We start from the raw sequence: 16,526 nt of genomic DNA, 5'->3' as shown, positions 1-16,526 counted from the left end.
CCGGGGGAATTTGAGGGCGGATTGTAGCAAACCCGCCCCTAAGGTATAGCAGGATCGGGCGGTTATAAGAGAGCTTCATGATAGGCTATGGATTATAAGTAACAGCCCGGCAACAACTGTTGCAAGGCTGAGCAGATTGCCGGAAAAAGCAGCAATGCGCGGGGAATTACTGGCGGAGTTTGCAATAGTCGAGGAAGCGCTGGAGCGCACTGGAGATATGTTTTTGCCGGTGGTGGATCAGATACAGGGTACGCATCAGCGGTTCGCCCGGCAGCGGAATTTCAGCCAGCGTCCCGGCAGTGAGCTGCTCTGCGATCACCCGGCGCGACAGGCAACTGATGCCGATATTGTGGCGCACCGCATGTTTGATCGCCTCAGAATTGCCCAGTTCCATCACCAGATTGAACGCCGGAAGCCGCGCCAGCAACAGGTGATCCAGCACCTCACGGGTGCCGGAACCGCGCTCCCGCAAAATCCACGGTGCCTGCGCCAGCATGTCCGGCGTCACCGGCCGCTCGGCCAGCGGCTCCCCTGCCCTGACCCGCTGCGGCGCAGCAAACACCACCAGCTCATCCTGCAGCCACGGCTGGGTGATCAGCTCCGGCATATGGCACGGCCCTTCTATCAGGCCGAGATCCACCCGGAAATCGGCCACCGCGGTGATCACGTCCTGGCTGTTGCCGACATTCAGCTCCAGCGGCGTGTTGGGGTAGTCGGCGCGGTATTCGGCGATCATCCCCGGCAACATGTAGTTACCGATGGTGCTGCTGGCAGCAATGCGCAGGGAGCCGTTGTCATGGTTGAACAGCCGCTCGATCTCCCCGGCCTGCTCCAGCAGCGCCAGCGCCCTCGGGTAGAGCAGCCGCCCATGCTCGTTGATCACCAGCCGTTTGCCGACCCGGTCAAACAGCTGTACCCCAAGCTGGTTTTCCAGGTCAGCCAGCGCGGCGCTGACGGCAGATTGTGACAGGGAGAGCACCACCGAGGCCTGGGTGGTTGAACCGCTCTTCAGCACTTCAGCAAAGACTTCAAGTTGTCGGAGTGTGATATGCATAGCGATCTCTGTGTGTTGGCGCAGCATGCCCGGAAACGCTGCCAGTGCCGATAACCGACGGCGCTTCCGGCTCTGGGTTTGCACCGGCGATCGGCGTCAGGGCCGGGCGTGGCGCAGGTGCCTCACAATTAAGGGTATCACGTTTGCCGCATTTCGTGAGGCGGCCCCGGCAGCCCGTATGTTTCAGCTACGTTATTGATTGATTGCGCTAATGTTTATACCACTTTTAGCGGTTGGTTATAACGATATAATCAATTTCTCTTTTATACCTTCCCGCCGTAAGCTGCCTGCCTGACCAAGGAGGCATCCCGATGAATACTCTCTCTTTATTGACCGGCAGACGCACTGCGCTGCCCGATCCCAAACAGATGGCAGCCCTGCTGCCGGGGCTGGCGCTGACCGGCCTGCTGACCGCCTTCGCCCTGTGGGTGAGCCGCTTCGACGGCGTTGCTGCCCTCGGGCTGGGTGCACTGACACTGGCGATTCTGGCCGGTATTGTGGTGGGGAATACGGTCTATCCCCGGCTGCAAACCGCCGGTAATCCCGGCGTGATTTTCGCCAAACAGCGGCTGCTGCGGCTCGGGATCATCCTGTATGGTTTTCGCCTCACCTTTCAGGAGGTGGCGGCGGTAGGAGCCACAGGCTGGCTTATCGATTTTTTGACACTCAGCTCAACTTTTTTATTGGCCTGCTGGCTTGGTCGCCGTGTCTTTGGGCTGGATCACGCCACCACCTGGCTTATCGGGGCCGGCAGCAGCATCTGTGGCGCGGCAGCCGTCATGGCGACCGGGCCGGTGGCGAAGGCCGATGCGGGCAAAACCGCCATCGCGGTCGCGACCGTGGTGCTGTACGGCACGCTGGCGATTTTCGCCTACCCGTGGCTCTACCATCTGTTGCAGGCGCACAGCGCCTGGCCGGTAAGCGCGCAGGCGTTCGGCATCTATACCGGTTCCACGGTGCATGAGGTGGCGCAGGTGGTGGCTGCCGGCCACGCCCTCGGCCCGGAGGCTGAAAATGCCGCGGTGATTGCCAAAATGATGCGGGTAATGATGCTGGCCCCGTTCCTGCTGTTGCTCTCCGGCTGGCTGGCCCGGCGGGCACCGGCGAAAAACGGCGGCGGCGCACCGGTGACCGTGCCGTGGTTTGCGCTGGCCTTTATCGGGGTGGCGATGCTGAACTCCTTACAGCTGCTGCCGGTGCACTGGGTGCAGGCGCTGCTGGCGCTGGACAACCTGCTGCTGGCGATGGCGATGGCAGCACTGGGGCTGACCACCCATTTCAGCGCCCTGAAACAGGCTGGTGTGCGCCCGCTGCTGTTGGGCGGCCTGCTGTTCGGTTGGCTGATGGCCGGTGGCGCGGGGATTAACCTGCTGGTCAATGCCCTGCTGGGGTAACCGCTGCGATCAAAGGCTCCGTTTGTGGTAACAAAACCATTACACTATGCGCTGACAGGCAGAACCAGAGGAGAATGACATGAAGTTTGTCGGAGCGCACGTCAGCGCCACAGGCGGGGTTGATCAGACGCCGGAACGCGCCCATGCGCTGGGGGCGACGGCTTTCGCCCTGTTTACCAAAAACCAGCGCCAGTGGCGTGCTGCCCCGTTGAGCAGCCAGGTGATTGACACTTTCCGGCGCAACTGTGAGCGTTACGGCTACACCAGCGGGCAGATTTTGCCGCATGACAGCTTCCTGATTAACCTTGGCCACCCGGAAGCTGAGCCGCTGGAGAAATCACGCGTGGCCTTTATCGATGAGTTGACCCGCTGCGGGCAACTGGGGCTGTCGCTGCTGAATTTCCACCCCGGCAGCCACCTGAAGCAGATTGATGAAGACGCGTGTCTGGCGCGGATCGCGGAGTCGGTGAATATCGCGCTCGACCAGACCGAAGGCGTCACGGCAGTGATTGAGAACACCGCCGGACAGGGCAGCAACCTCGGTTTCCGCTTTGAGCACCTGGCCGCCATCATTGACGGCGTGGAAGACAAGAGCCGGGTCGGCGTCTGTATCGACACCTGCCACGCCTTTGCCGCCGGGTATGACCTGCGCACGCGCGAGGATTGTGACCGCACCTTCGCCGAGTTTGACCGGATTGTCGGGTTTAACTACCTGCGCGGTATGCACCTGAACGACGCCAAAAGTGCCTTCGCCAGCCGGGTTGACCGCCATCACAGCCTCGGCATGGGCAACATCGGCCATACGCCGTTCAGCTACATCATGGCGGATGCGCGGTTCGATAATATCCCGCTGGTTCTGGAAACCATCGACAGCAGCATCTGGGCCGAGGAGATCGCCTGGCTGAAGTCGCAGCAGGATACCGCAGACAACCCGGCAGCCTGACGCCGCGGCATAAAAAAAGGCGCTCACTGAGCGCCTTTTTGTCAGGGGAGAAACTGGAAACCGCTTACTGCGCCTCGATTTTCTCCGCCACTTCCGCATCATTGCGTTTCACGATGGCGTAAGAGATCCCTGCCAGGGCCGTACCGGCAACAATCGCCACCAGGTAGAGCAGCACCGGCTGGATAGCACCAGGGATCAGCAGCACAAACAGCCCGCCGTGCGGTGCCATCAGCTTGGCACCAAACGCCATGGAGAGGGCACCGGTCAGCGCCCCGCCCAGGATACAGCACGGCAGTACACGCATCGGGTCACGGGCAGCAAACGGAATCGCGCCTTCAGAGATAAAGCACAGTCCCAGTACCAGCGCCGCTTTACCGCCTTCCTGCTCACTTTGCGCAAATTTGCGGCGGGCCAACAGGGTGGCCACACCCATCGCCAGCGGCGGCACCATACCGGCCGCCATGATGGCAGCCATCGGCGCATACACGGAGGAGCTCAGCAGCGCCACACCAAAGGCGTAAGCCGCTTTGTTCACCGGGCCGCCCATGTCAGTACACATCATCGCCCCGAGGATGGCCCCCAGCAGGACTGCGTTGGCGGTACCCAGCGATTGCAGCCAGTCGGTCAGCCATTTCATGATGCCTGCAACCGGTGTGCCGACGATGTAGATCATCACCAGACCGGTGATCAAGCTCGCCACCAGCGGGATGATCAGGATCGGTTTCAGCGCCTCCATACTCGCCGGCAGGCGCAGGTTGCCGCTGATGGCACGGGCCACATACCCGGCCAGGAAACCGGCGATGATGCCGCCGATAAACCCGGCACCGGTGCTCACGGCCAGCATCCCGCCAATCAGGCCCGGCGTCAGGCCGGGACGGTCAGCAATGGAGAAGGCGATGTAACCGGCCAGTACCGGCACCATCAGGGCGAAGGCGGAGCCGCCGCCAATCTGCATCAGTGCGGCGGCCAGCGTGCCTTTTTCTTCAAACGCTTTGATGCCGAAGATAAAGGAGAGCGCGATACACAACCCGCCTGCCACCACCATCGGCAACATGTAGGAAACGCCGGTCAACAGGTGACGGTACGGGCCGGTGCCGCCTTCCTGTTTTTTGGTGCTTTTCGCTGCCGTGCTGCCTGCACCGGCCGGCCGGTAGACTTCCGCTTCCGCCACTGCCTTGTCCAGCTCCTGTTTGGTCTTCTTCAAGGCCAGCCCGGTCGAGGTGCGGTACATCGGCTTACCGGCAAACTTCTCCAGATCCACTTCGATGTCGGCCGCCACCACCACCAGATCGGCTTGCGCCACTTCTTCCGGGGTGATCGCGTTACCGGCACCCACGGAGCCGCGGGTTTCCACTTTTACCCACCAGCCGCGTTTTTTGGCTTCCGCCTCAATGGCTTCGGCGGCCATAAAGGTGTGTGCCACGCCGGTCGGGCAGGCGGTGACTGCCACAATACGTTTCGGCCCGGTGGCCGCCGCGGCAGCCGGGGCGTTGGTCAGGGTCGCGGTGGGTTGCGGCGCCTGATACGCGGTGGCTTCCTGCTGAGCACGTTGCAGGAACGCCTGCGGATCGCGCACGGCCTGTTGCAGCGCGCCCACAAAGAGTTTTTTACCGTTCAGGGCGGCGTCTGCCGGTGCCTGTTCCCCGGCGACGGCCACCAGTTCGGCCTCCGCCACATTGTCGGTCAGCGTTACCCCGGCTTTTTGGGCCGCGGCGGTCAGCATACGTTTCGCCAGATAGCCTCGTGCCTGTCCCAGCGACGGGTCTGTCATCAGCAGCGTTTTCATTGTGCCTCCTGCTGTCAGTTAAAAGGTTTTAAATCAACACGGGCCATCATCGCCGCCAGTTGGGTACGATCGGTCACACCGACGTTGCTCTGGCTCACGGCCAGGGCGGCAACCGCCGTGGCGAGGCGCAGGGTATGTTCACTGGATTCGCGCATCAGCAGGCCGTAAATCAGGCCGCCGACCATCGAGTCGCCCGCCCCCACGGTGCTGACCACCTCACAGGCCGGCGGGCGCGCCAGCCAGGCCCCGGAGGCGTTGACCCACAGCGCCCCTTCCGCACCCAGCGAGATCACCACGTGGGCGATGCCCTGGTCGCGCAGGCCGTGGGCCGCTTCCACCACGGATTCCAGCGTCGGCAGTTTTTTACCGGCCCAGATCTCCAGCTCGCGGCGGTTGGGTTTGACCAGCCACGGCGAGGCTTTCAGCCCGGCGACCAGCGCGTCGCGGCTGCTGTCGAAAATGATGCACGGGCACTGGCTGCGCAGGCGCGTCATCCAGTCGGTGAAAGCCTCCGGATCGACGCCTGCCGGCAGGCTGCCGCTCACCGCCACCATGTCGAACTGGCCGAGCCAGCTCAGGGAATCGGTGACGAAGCGTTCCCAGTCCTGCGGGGTGACGTTAAAGCCGGAGAAATTCAGGTCGGTGACTTCACCGCCGTTCTCGGTGAGTTTGACGTTGATGCGGGTACGGCCGTTGACCACCTGGAAGCGGTTGGCGATGCCCAGCTCGCTGAACAGCTGCTGGAAACCGTCCTGGTTCTCTTTGCCCAGGAAGCCGCCGACAGTAACGTCAATGCCCAGATCTTTCAGCACTTTGGCAACGTTAATGCCTTTCCCGGCGGCGTGCAGCCCGGTGGTTTGCACCAGGTTGACTTCACCGCGCTCGACTTCCGGGCAGAACCCCACCAGATCGTAGGCCGGGTTTAAGGTAATGGTAGCGACTCTGCGGCTCATACGCCCTCCCCCAGCCCTTCGGCGATGGCGGTGCCGATGGCTTGCAGCGCCTGTTCGGCGTCATCCCCGCTGGCGGTGAAGCGCAGGCGGTGGCCTTTTTTCACGCCCAGCGCCACCACTTTCATCAGGCTGCGGCCGTTGGCCGGTTTCCCGCTGCCGTCGAGGTTGGTCACGGTGATGTCACTGGTAAATTGTTTGATGGTGTTCACCAGCATGGTGCCCGGCCGTGCGTGCAGGCCGTGTTCATTGCGCACCACGAATTCGGCGCTCAGCACCTGGCTCTCTTCGGGCACCACGCTGGTCAGCAGCGCCAGCAGCGTCGGTGCGTCAGCCTTCAGCAGGCGTTCAGCTTTGTCCGCCAGCAGCAGGTCGCTCAGGTAGTTCAGCACCGCCAGCGGCTGGTCGTCTGCCACGGCAGCGGTCACCAGCAGGGCGACTTTCTCGCCGTCCTGCTCAAAGGCGCTGGCCGGGCGGCTCACGGCCACCGCACTGCGCAGGTTGCCCTCAAAGCTGTCTGCCAGCCAGATGCCCTGGCCGAGGCTCAGCGGCGCACGGCTGACGGCATCGCTGACGAAGCGGCTGTCTACCGCGCCGACCTGTTGCAGGCGGCCGGCGTTCAGCGCCTGCAGCGTGATCAGGTTGTCGGCGGCCACATCCAGCGCCATCAGCGAGGTGTCAAACAGCAGCTCCGCGCTCTGCTTTTCGCCCATCAGCAGGGCGCGCAGGGTTTCTTTGGAGTCGGTTTTCGCCATTTCAGCCGCGACGCTGTCATCAGACAGCACGTGCGTCAGCTGGCGCAGCAGGGCCAGGTGTTCGTCTGAACGGGCGGCGATGCCGATGACCACATAGGCGGTCTGGCCGTCGCCCCAGGCGATGCCCTGCGGGAACTGGAAGACCTGCACGCCGGTTTTGAGTACCAGATCGCGCGTGTCAGTGGTACCGTGGGGAATGGCGATACCGTTGCCGAGGTAGGTGGAGGTCTGCAACTCACGTTGCTGCATGCCGTCAACATAACCGGCGCCCACATTACCGGCGGCGGTGAGGGCTGCCGCCACCTGCTGGATGGCCTCTTGCTTGCTGGCAGCCGCGGCACCGAGGTGGATGTCTTGCTGTGACAACTGGAACATAATTCTCCTCGCTTGCTGAAATTGAATCGTTTCAGCTCTCTTGAGAAAAAGGCGGCCCCGGTAAGGCCATGAACACGCTGACCAGCGCTGAAACGTTTCAATTAGTCTCTGACCAGCCTGACTTTTATGCAAGTTTTCTTGTGGTTGTTGTCACAGTTTTTTGACTTCACGCACATTTTGCTGATTGCGGCTGAAGCACATACACGATGCAAGCGCTTTTTGCTGAAAATAGCTGACAGGAGAATTCATGCCGGTAGTCATGGGTGTAGGGGTAATTATTGTGAACGCCTCCGGGGAGGTGTTGTTTGGTCAACGTTGCGGCAGCCACGCGCCTTATTGGTCGATTCCCGGCGGCCATATGGAGCCGGGCGAGGGCTTCACCGAGGCGGCAATCCGGGAGGTGGCGGAAGAGACCGGCCTGCAACTGGTTGCACCGCAGGTGATCGGTATCAGCAACAACCTGGAAACCTGGCGCCAGGAGGGCAAACACACGGTGTCTGTCTGCCTGCTGGCCCGCCATCCCGGCGGCGAGGCGCAGCGCAAAGAGCCTCAGAAGTGTGCAGAATGGCGCTGGTGTGCCCCGGACGCCCTGCCCCGGCCGCACTTTGAAGCCAGCGAAACAGCGATAACCTTGTGGCAGCGCGGGCAGTTCTGTTTACCGGATACCGCGTAACCCGCTGAATCTCTTCTGCCGGCAGGGCAATTTTCCTCTGCCGGCCGCCGATCACCCTTTCACGTTGGCCTGCCGGCGAAGAAAAATCTGTTTACCTTTTCAGCAACTGAAACGTCTTTTTGTTTTTTTTAAACAGGCGTAAGATCCGCCGCGACCTCCCCCTTTTCCTGTTCTGTTAGCGAATATTATGTCTGCTCCCATAGCCTCTGCCCGACGCCTGCCCGATGTCACCTCGGTGGCCTTTTTACTGGTGGCGTTTCTGACCGGTATTGCCGGCGCGCTGCAAACCCCGACCCTGAGTCTGTTCCTCTCTACCGAAGTCCATGCACGGCCGTTTATGGTCGGGCTGTTCTACACCGGCAGCGCGGTGATCGGCATTCTGGTCAGCCAGATGCTGGCCAGCCGTTCTGACCAACGCGGTGACCGCCGCAACCTGATTTTTGTCTGCTGCCTGCTCGGCGCGCTGGCCTGTGTGCTGTTCGCCTATAACCGCAACTACCTGATCCTGCTGCTGGTCGGGGTGCTGCTGTCGAGTTTCGGCTCCACCGCCAACCCGCAGATGTTTGCGCTGGCGCGCGAGCATTCCGAAAAGACCGGGCGCGAAGCGGTGATGTTTACCTCGATCCTGCGGGCGCAGGTGTCGCTGGCGTGGGTGGTCGGCCCGCCGCTGGCTTTCGCGCTGGCGCTCGGCTTCGGCTTTCCCTTTATGTATATGGCGGCGGGCGTGGCCTTTTTGCTGTGCGGGCTGCTGGTGCGTTACTTCCTGCCGTCGATGCCGAAAGCGGCACTGAAAACCACCGATACCTTACAGGCCCCGCGCCGTAACCGCCGCGATACGCTGCTGCTGTTCGCCGCCTGCACCCTGATGTGGACGGCCAAGGGGATGTACCTGATCAATATGCCGCTCTATCTGGTGCAGGAGCTGGCCCTGCCGGAGAAACTGGTGGGGGTGCTGATGGGCACGGCGGCCGGGCTTGAGATCCCTATCATGCTGGTGGCCGGGTATTATGCGCGGCGTTTCGGTAAGCGCAGCATGATGCGCCTCGCGGTGGCGGCCGGAGTGCTGTTCTACTTCTGCCTGCTGTTTACCACCGGCACGGTGGCGCTGCTGCTGCTGCAACTGCTCAATGCGGTGTTTATCGGCATCCTGGCCGGGATCGGCATGCTCTATTTCCAGGATTTGATGCCGAATCAGGCCGGGGCCGCCACCACGCTGTTTACCAACTCAACCCGCGTCGGCTGGATTATTGCCGGGTCATGCGCCGGGGTGGTGGCCGAGATGTGGAATTACCATGCGGTGTTCTACAGCGCACTGGCGATGGTGGTTGGGGCGGTGTATTGCGTCTGGCGGATTAATGATGTGGCGCCCAAACCGACCGCAGACCCGCTGGCGGAACTGTTGCCGATTGAAAAAGGCGATAACGGCGGCCTGCCCCTGCCGTAAGCGGTGTCAGGGCGCGGTGGCCGCTTCCAGCCGCGCCAGAAAGATCAGCGCATCATCCCGGTGGCTGTGGCACATCTCACGGCTGGCCTGCAGGCCACCGCAGACTTTCGGCCGCAACGGCGAATGGAACAGGCGGCAACGCAACTGCTCATCAAGCTGGACACAGCGGGTGTTGGCCGGTTTGCCGTCAGGCATTCCAGGGATAGGGGAAGAAATAGAGGGTGCGATACAGCAGGCCCCGCAGTCGGTACGGCATTCCATCATCAGCTCACAGGGCAGAGTTATCAGGCGCGACAATAACAGGCAGCGCGCCGCTTCTCCAGCGCTGTTTCACGTGGCCCCTGCCCCGCAGCACAACAATCCCCGGCACCGACCCACCACCACCGGCGTTTACTCACGCCGTTTTACACCCTGTCAGGATATTCTTCCACCGCGCGGCAGGTGCATGAAGTAAACCGCGGTTTACTTCTTTTTCCCGCTTTTGTACTATTGAGCTAGTACATAGAAGTTGAGCGAGTCCCAAGAAGTGCATAAGCACAATGAGCCTACCTGGAGCCATCATGTCGTCTGACCTTACCCTGCCCGCCACCCGCCCTTCCGCCTTTGGCGGCGCGATGATCATTGCCGGTACCGCCGTCGGTGCCGGGATGTTTTCTATTCCGGTGGTGACGTCCGGCGTCTGGTTCAGCGGCTCCGTGCTGCTGCTGGCCTATACCTGGCTCTGTATGCTGCTTTCCGGCCTGTTAATCCTGGAAGTGGCGCTGAATTACCCGGCCGGGGCGAGTTTTCATACGCTGGTGCGGGACCTGCTGGGGCGGCGCTGGAGCCTGATTAACGGGCTGTCGATCGCGTTTGTGCTCTACATCCTCAACTACGCCTATATCTCTGCCGGCGGGTCGATCATTGCCCATACACTGGGCGGCGCGCTGGGGCAGAAAAGTGCCGGGCTGGCGTTTGCCGTGGCGGTGGCGCTGGTGGTGTGGCTCTCGACGCGGGCGGTGGATCGCCTCAGCACCATTCTGATCGGCGGCATGGTGATCAGTTTTGCGCTCTCCATCGGTAACCTGTTTACCCAGGTGCAGCCGGCACTGCTGTTCAACAGCGCCCAGCCGGGCAGCGATTATGCGCCCTACGCACTGGCGGCCCTGCCCTATCTGCTGGCCTCTTTTGGCTACCACGGCAATGTGCCGGGGCTGGTGACCTACTATCACCACCAGCCGAAACCGGTGGTGCGCAGCCTGGTGGGCGGCACGCTGATTGCGCTGGCGATCTACCTGCTGTGGCAGTATGTGATCCAGGGCAATATCAGCCGTGACGCCTTCCGCACGGTGATTGCCGAGGGCGGCAATATCGGCAGTCTGCTGAAACAGATGGGCAGCGTCAGCGCCAACCCGCTGATCACCACCCTGCTGAACGCCTTCTCTTACATGGCGCTGGCCAGCTCCTTCCTGGGCGTGGCGCTCGGGCTGTTTGACTACCTGGCCGATGTGTTCCGCCTCAGTAATGACCGCGGCGGCCGCGCCCGCAGTGCGCTGCTGACCTTTGCGCCGCCGGCGCTGTGCGCCCTGCTGTTCCCGGACGGCTTCCTGTATGCCATCGGGTTTGCCGGGCTGGCGGCCACGGTGTGGGCGGTGATTGTCCCGGCGCTGCTGGCGCGCGCCAGCCGCCGTCGCCACCCTCACGGCGGGTTCCGGGTGCCGGGTGGCCCGGCGGTGCTGTGGTTTGTGCTGGCGTTCGGTGTGATCAACGCAGCGGCGCACCTGCTGTCACTGGCCGATCTGCTGCCGGTTTACCGCTGAGGCGCAGGCGGTACGGGGGATTGACGCGTACCGCCTCACTCTTTTTGCGCCGCCCGCTTGCCTGAAGCGCACGGCACGGGTACCTTGTCGCCACTTCTTGATAATCCTCTCAGACAGGTCACTTTTTATGCCAAGAGCGAACGAAATTAAACGCGGCTTTGTAATCAATTACAACGGCAAGCTGCTGCTGGTGAAAGACATTGATGTACAAAGCCCCAGCGCCCGTGGTGCCAGCACCCTGTACAAAATGCGCTTCTCCGATGTGCGTACCGGTTTGAAGGTGGAAGAGCGCTTCAAGGGCGACGACATCCTGGACACCGTGACCCTGACGCGCCGCAGCGTTAACTTCTCCTACGTGGACGGCGACGAGTACGTGTTCATGGACGACGAAGACTACACCCCATACGTCTTCAAGAAAGATCAGATTGAAGATGAGCTGCTGTTTATCCCGGAAGGCGGGATGCCGGGGATGCAGGTACTGACGCTGGACGGCCAGATCCTGGCGCTGGAACTGCCGCAGACCGTGGATCTGGAGATTGTGGAAACCGCACCGGGCATCAAAGGCGCATCGGCCAGTGCCCGTAACAAACCGGCGACCATGACCACCGGGCTGGTGATCTCCGTGCCGGAATACCTGAGTGCCGGTGAGAAAATCACCATCCATATCGCGGAACGCCGCTATATGGGCCGTGCGGACAAATAACCCCGCCACGAAAAAGGCGCTCAGTGAGCGCCTTTTTTTATGGTGGTCTTTTCTGTATGGCGGCCCACTCAGCGCCGCGGCAAGTCCGTGAACTGGGTGCACTTCAGCGCCAGCTCGACGCCGCGCAACTCCGCCAGCCCTTTCAGCCGCCCAATCGCCGAATAGCCGGGATTGGTTTTCTTGTGCAGGTCGTCGAGCATCTGGTGCCCGTGGTCGGGGCGCATCGGGATGGCGGACGGCCGCCCGGCGCGGTGGCGGCGCTGCTCCTCACGCAGCAACGCCTGGATCACCGCCACCATGTCCACGTCGCCGTGCAGGTGCTCGCCCTCGTGGAACGATTCCGGGTTCGCCTCGCGGCAGGTGGCGCGCAGGTGGATAAAGTGGATGCGGTCAGCGTAGGTGTCGATCATGCTGACCAGATCGTTGTCGGCGCGCACGCCATAGGAGCCGGTGCAGAAGGTAAAGCCGTTATTCGGGCTGTCTACCGTCTCTTTCAGCCACTGCATATCCTCCTGGGTGGAGATAATGCGCGGCAGGCCGAGGATCGGGCGCGGCGGATCGTCCGGGTGCACCGCCAGATTGATGCCGGCCTCTTCCGCCACCGGCACAATGGCGCGTAAAAAGGCCGCCATGTTCTCCCGCAGCGCGGCCTTGTCGATGCCTTCGTAGGTTGCCAGACGGGCGCGGAACTGATCCAGCGTGTAGCCCTCTTCCGCCCCCGGCAACCCGGCGATGATATTCGCGGTGAGCTGCGCCACGTCGGCCTCACTCATCGCCTGGAAGTAGGCCCCGGCCCGCGCCTGCGCCTCTGCGTCGTAATCCTGTTCCGCACCCGGCCGCTTCAGGATATGCAATTCAAAGGCGGCGAAGGCATCCTGATCAAACCGCAGCGCTTTGGCGCCGGTCGGCAGTTCATACGCCAGATCGGTGCGCGTCCAGTCCAGCACCGGCATGAAGTTATAACAGACCGTGCGGATGCCGCAGGCCGCGAGGTTGCGCAGGGATTGCTGGTAGTTCGCGATATGCTGCGCCACGTCACCACTGCGGGTTTTGATCTCCTCATGCACCGGGATGCTTTCCACCACTGACCACACCAGCCCTTTCGCCTCAATGATCGCCTGCCGCGCCTTGATCTCCTCGACCGGCCAGACTTCGCCGTTAGGAATATGGTGCAGCGCGGTCACTACCCCGGTCGCCCCGGCCTGACGCAGATCATCCAATGAGACCGGATCGGCCGGCCCATACCAACGCCATGTTTGTTCCATGCTTTATCCTTTTCATTAAGAAGGCAGTGGGCAGCGCTGTGCGGGTAAGGGGGCAATCAGCACAAAGCTGTCATACCAGTGAATCAAGTTATCACTTATCTTACTACCATACACCGGCGCGTTGCCTTGTCAAAACACTCTGGGCAATGGGTTGATGCACTTCACGAATCTCAGTTAATCTGCGGTGCGGCGGTTTGAATTTAGGCGGTGCGGCAGTACACTGCCGGGGGTCAGGGCTGCCTGGCGGTGCGGGAAATGCGCTGAAACCTGTCCGCCGCCAAAAAATTGGTCTGACCACTTTTTCCCCGTGTGCGGGTCTTTCCGGCCGCGGGTCCGCCTTCCCGGCCGTTGCCGGCATTCTCAGTCAGGAGCATTCATGAAAACTATTGCCACCGCTTCGCTTCCGCACGCTGTCCAGCAACCGGCTTATGATCGCCGGCGCTTGCAGAGCCGCATTGTGCATATCGGCTTCGGGGCGTTCCACCGGGCGCATCAGGCGCTGGTCACCGACCGGCTGCTGAACCTGGAGGGCGGTGACTGGGGGCTGTGCGAAGTCAGCCTGCACGGCGGTGCGGACATGATGCGCCAGTTGCGCGAGCAGGACCATCTTTACACCGTGCTGGAAAAAGGGGCGCAGGGCAATCAGGCTATCGTGATCGGCGCGGTGCATGAGTCGGTGCACGGCAAAATTGAGGGCGTTCCGGCGGTGCTGGAAAAGCTGGCGGAACCGCAGGTGGCGATAGTCACGCTGACCATCACGGAAAAGGGCTACTGCATTGAGCCGGGCAGCGGCAAACTGGACCTCAGCCACCCGGCGATTATGGATGACCTCGCCAACCCCACCGCGCCGACCTCCGTCCCGGCGATCCTGGTCGAGGCGCTGCGCCTGCGCCATACGCGCAACCTGCCGCCGTTTACCGTGCTCTCCTGTGACAACATCCCGGATAACGGCCACGTGGTGAAAAACTCGCTGATCGGGCTGGCGCAGGCGCGCGATCCGGCGCTGGCGCACTGGATTGCTGAGCACGTCAGTTTCCCCAGCACCATGGTGGACCGCATCGTCCCGGCGGCCACGCCGGAGACGCTGGAGGAGATCGCTGAGGCGCTGGGCGGCGTGCAGGATGCCTGCGCCATCGCCTGTGAGCCGTTCCTGCAATGGGTTATCGAGGATAATTTTGTCGCCGGCCGCCCGGCCTGGGAGCGCGCCGGGGCGCAACTGGTGGACGACGTGCTGCCGTTTGAGCAGATGAAACTGCGGATGCTGAACGGCAGCCACTCGTTCCTGGCTTACCTCGGCTACCTGGCCGGTTACCAGCACATTAATGAGTGCATGGAGGACCCGGCCTACCGCACCGCCGCCCACCGCCTGATGCTGGATGAACAGGCACCGACCCTGACGGTGCGCGACACCGACCTGCCCGGCTACGCCGATCAGCTGATCGCCCGCTACGGCAACCCGGCGCTGAAGCACCGCACCTGGCAGATTGCGATGGACGGCAGCCAGAAACTGCCGCAACGGATGCTGGACTCGGTGCGCTGGCACCTGGCCAACGGCAGTGATTTTAACCTGCTGGCGCTGGGCGTGGCGGGCTGGATGCGTTACGTCAGCGGCACCGACGATGCCGGCCAGCCGATTGAGGTGAAAGACCCGATGCTCGCCACGCTGCAACAGACGGTGGCGGCCTCCCCGGCGGATGAAGGCCGGGTGCAGGCGCTGCTGGGCCTGAAAGCGATCTTTGGCGAAGACCTGCCGCAGCAGGCGGCGTTCGTCAGCGCCGTGACCCGCGCCTGGCTGAGCCTGCGTGACGTCGGCGCGCGTGAAACCGTGCAACGCTGGGTCAACCGCTAAGCGTTTCCGGCCCGGCAGCAGCCGGGCCAGCTCTCCTTTTTTCGGCCCGGCAGCAGCCGGGTTGTCATGCCAGCAGCGCCGTTACCCGCTCGCTGACCATCGGATCATCGCTGTGCGCAATATTAAAGCGCATCTCATGCTGCCCGCCGCCAAACAGGCTGCCCGGTGCCAGCGCAATCCCTTCCGCCAGCGCCTGTTCTGCCAGTGCCTCCGCATTCACATGCGCGGGTAAGTGCGCCCATAAAAACAGCCCCCCGGTATGCCGCACCGGGAAGCGGCACCCCGCCGCCTGTAACCATGCGGTTACCCGCGCGGAGGATTCCGCCAACCGGCTGACCAGCCGCCGCTGGTGGCGGTAGTAGCTGCCGTCCCGGAAGAACTGGCAGAGCGCCTGCTCGGTAAATTCACAGGTCACGCTGCCGGTCAGGGATTTCAGCTGGGTGATGGCCTGCGTCAGCGCCGGGTTGGCGGCAATGTAACCCACCCGCATATTGGCGCTCAGCAGCTTGGAGAAACCGGAGATATAACTGGCATTCGCCAGCCCGGCCAGGGCGGCCATCGGCGGCGGTGCCCCTTCCATCAGATCGTGATAGAGGTCGTCCTCAATCAGGTGGCAGCCGTAGCGGTTGAGCAGCGTGATCAGGGCGACCATCTCCCCCAGCGCGTAGCTGTGGCCGGTAGGGTTGTGCATCAGCCCGGAGGTAATAAAGACTTTGGGCCGGTGGGCGATCAGCAGCGCCTCCAGCGCGGCGGGGGTCACCCCCTGATGGCCGCGCGGCACAAAGACCACGTTGGCCCGGTGCTGGCGCAGGTTGGCGGTGAAATTGAAGTAGCAGAGATCGTCCAGCAACACGGTATCGCCCGGTGTCACCAGCACCCGCAGCAGCAGATCAACGGCATTCATGGTGCTGCTGGTCAGGATGAGGTTATCTGCCGGCACCTGCAGGCCCGCATCGGCCAGTTTCATTTGCAATGTCTGGCGCAACGGCAGGTAACCCAGCGGGTGCCCATACTCCATAAAGCGCAGGCGGGGAGTGCGGAGCGTGTGCCGCAGCGCCTTACGGAACAGCCCGGTATCAAGCCAGGCTTCCGGGAAAAAGCCGCAGCCCGGCCGCAGCAGGGTGCTGTTGGTGGCAAACGCCCGCTTCAGCCGGGTGTGCAGATCTGCCGCTGCCTGCGCCGCCGGCGCCGCCGGGCCGCCCGGCACGCTGTCTCGGCTGATAAAGTAACCGCGCCCCGGCACCGAGGTGACCAGGCCGCGTGCGCGCAACCGCTCCAGCGCATCCACCACCGTGTATTTACTGACCGACAACTGCTCACAAAATTCACGCAGCGAAGGTAACCGGCTGCCCGGCCCCAGCGTGCCTTCGTCCACCGCCTGTGCGATAAACGCCACTAACTGATTGACCTTGGACAGCCCTTCAACCCGCTGGAAATGCATTAAGCTCAGCATACTTTTCTTTTTCATCCTGACGCCACTGTACCGGTGTTTTTACCAGCCAGGCCGGGCGGGAAATCATCACGCCTTACCTGCCG

14 protein-coding genes are annotated in these 16,526 nt (G+C 62.5%); 7 read left to right on the top strand and 7 right to left on the bottom strand.

Features of this window, described 5'->3' with window-relative positions; genetic code table 11:
* Positions 1–166: 166 nt before the first annotated feature.
* Entirely contained in the window at positions 167–1,054 is an 888-nt protein-coding gene (gene yieE, locus CYR52_RS07330; RefSeq protein WP_072932912.1) for a DNA-binding transcriptional regulator YeiE, read from the bottom strand.
* Positions 1,055–1,365: 311 nt separating this feature from the next.
* On the opposite strand from yieE, the gene CYR52_RS07325 reads away from it, so the two are divergent.
* Together CYR52_RS07325 and nfo are read left to right on the top strand one after the other, a co-directional pair.
* Positions 1,366–2,448 (top strand): YeiH family protein, encoded by a 1,083-nt coding sequence (locus CYR52_RS07325; protein ID WP_101828304.1) that lies wholly within the window; start codon positions 1,366–1,368, stop codon positions 2,446–2,448.
* A 79-nt stretch (positions 2,449–2,527) separates the two neighbouring features.
* Complete coding sequence (gene nfo, locus CYR52_RS07320; protein WP_101828303.1) at positions 2,528–3,391, top strand: deoxyribonuclease IV; 864 nt, start codon at positions 2,528–2,530, stop codon at positions 3,389–3,391.
* 64 nt (positions 3,392–3,455) lie between these two features.
* On the opposite strand, the gene fruA is transcribed toward nfo, so the two are convergent.
* The 3 genes from fruA to fruB are packed head-to-tail and all read right to left on the bottom strand — an operon-like array spanning position 3,456 to position 7,257.
* Positions 3,456–5,177 (bottom strand): PTS fructose transporter subunit IIBC, encoded by a 1,722-nt coding sequence (gene fruA / locus CYR52_RS07315; protein WP_072932883.1) that lies wholly within the window; start codon positions 5,175–5,177, stop codon positions 3,456–3,458.
* A 14-nt stretch (positions 5,178–5,191) separates the two neighbouring features.
* Positions 5,192–6,130, bottom strand: a complete 939-nt coding sequence (gene fruK / locus CYR52_RS07310; protein WP_101828302.1) for a 1-phosphofructokinase — start codon at positions 6,128–6,130, stop codon at positions 5,192–5,194.
* Positions 6,127–7,257 (bottom strand): fused PTS fructose transporter subunit IIA/HPr protein, encoded by a 1,131-nt coding sequence (gene fruB, locus CYR52_RS07305; RefSeq protein ID WP_101828301.1) that lies wholly within the window; start codon positions 7,255–7,257, stop codon positions 6,127–6,129. The genes fruK and fruB overlap by 4 nt, the downstream gene beginning before the upstream one ends.
* Positions 7,258–7,504: 247 nt before the next feature.
* On the opposite strand from fruB, the gene CYR52_RS07300 reads away from it, so the two are divergent.
* Together CYR52_RS07300 and CYR52_RS07295 are read left to right on the top strand one after the other, a co-directional pair.
* A complete protein-coding gene (locus tag CYR52_RS07300; protein WP_072932888.1) occupies positions 7,505–7,930 on the top strand; it encodes a nucleotide triphosphate diphosphatase NUDT15 in 426 nt (141 codons plus the stop codon).
* 187 nt (positions 7,931–8,117) lie between these two features.
* Complete coding sequence (locus CYR52_RS07295; RefSeq protein WP_101828300.1) at positions 8,118–9,374, top strand: sugar efflux transporter; 1,257 nt, start codon at positions 8,118–8,120, stop codon at positions 9,372–9,374.
* A 6-nt stretch (positions 9,375–9,380) separates the two neighbouring features.
* On the opposite strand, the gene CYR52_RS07290 is transcribed toward CYR52_RS07295, so the two are convergent.
* Entirely contained in the window at positions 9,381–9,635 is a 255-nt protein-coding gene (locus CYR52_RS07290; RefSeq protein WP_072932916.1) for a YkgJ family cysteine cluster protein, read from the bottom strand.
* 299 nt (positions 9,636–9,934) lie between these two features.
* On the opposite strand from CYR52_RS07290, the gene mtr reads away from it, so the two are divergent.
* Both mtr and yeiP read left to right on the top strand, forming a co-directional pair.
* Positions 9,935–11,173 (top strand): tryptophan permease, encoded by a 1,239-nt coding sequence (mtr, locus tag CYR52_RS07285; protein WP_101828299.1) that lies wholly within the window; start codon positions 9,935–9,937, stop codon positions 11,171–11,173.
* A gap of 127 nt (positions 11,174–11,300) precedes the next feature.
* The gene (gene yeiP, locus CYR52_RS07280) at positions 11,301–11,876 is read left to right on the top strand and encodes an elongation factor P-like protein YeiP (protein WP_101828298.1); all 576 of its coding nucleotides are present in this window, start codon (positions 11,301–11,303) and stop codon (positions 11,874–11,876) included.
* Between the two features lie 68 nt (positions 11,877–11,944).
* On the opposite strand, the gene uxuA is transcribed toward yeiP, so the two are convergent.
* Positions 11,945–13,141: a mannonate dehydratase gene (uxuA, locus tag CYR52_RS07275; RefSeq protein WP_101828297.1), complete on the bottom strand. Its 1,197-nt coding sequence runs from the start codon at positions 13,139–13,141 to the stop codon at positions 11,945–11,947.
* A gap of 376 nt (positions 13,142–13,517) precedes the next feature.
* On the opposite strand from uxuA, the gene CYR52_RS07270 reads away from it, so the two are divergent.
* Positions 13,518–14,990, top strand: a complete 1,473-nt coding sequence (locus tag CYR52_RS07270; RefSeq protein WP_072932892.1) for a mannitol dehydrogenase family protein — start codon at positions 13,518–13,520, stop codon at positions 14,988–14,990.
* Positions 14,991–15,054: 64 nt separating this feature from the next.
* On the opposite strand, the gene CYR52_RS07265 is transcribed toward CYR52_RS07270, so the two are convergent.
* Complete coding sequence (locus CYR52_RS07265) at positions 15,055–16,443, bottom strand: aminotransferase-like domain-containing protein (protein ID WP_072932893.1); 1,389 nt, start codon at positions 16,441–16,443, stop codon at positions 15,055–15,057.
* Between the last annotated feature and the right edge of the window lie 83 nt (positions 16,444–16,526).

The organism is Chimaeribacter arupi (assembly GCF_002858805.1).
GTDB lineage: Bacteria > Pseudomonadota > Gammaproteobacteria > Enterobacterales > Enterobacteriaceae > Chimaeribacter > Chimaeribacter arupi.
Note: the sequence above shows the minus strand (reverse complement) of the source record. Positions and strands in the feature narration are given on the sequence as shown.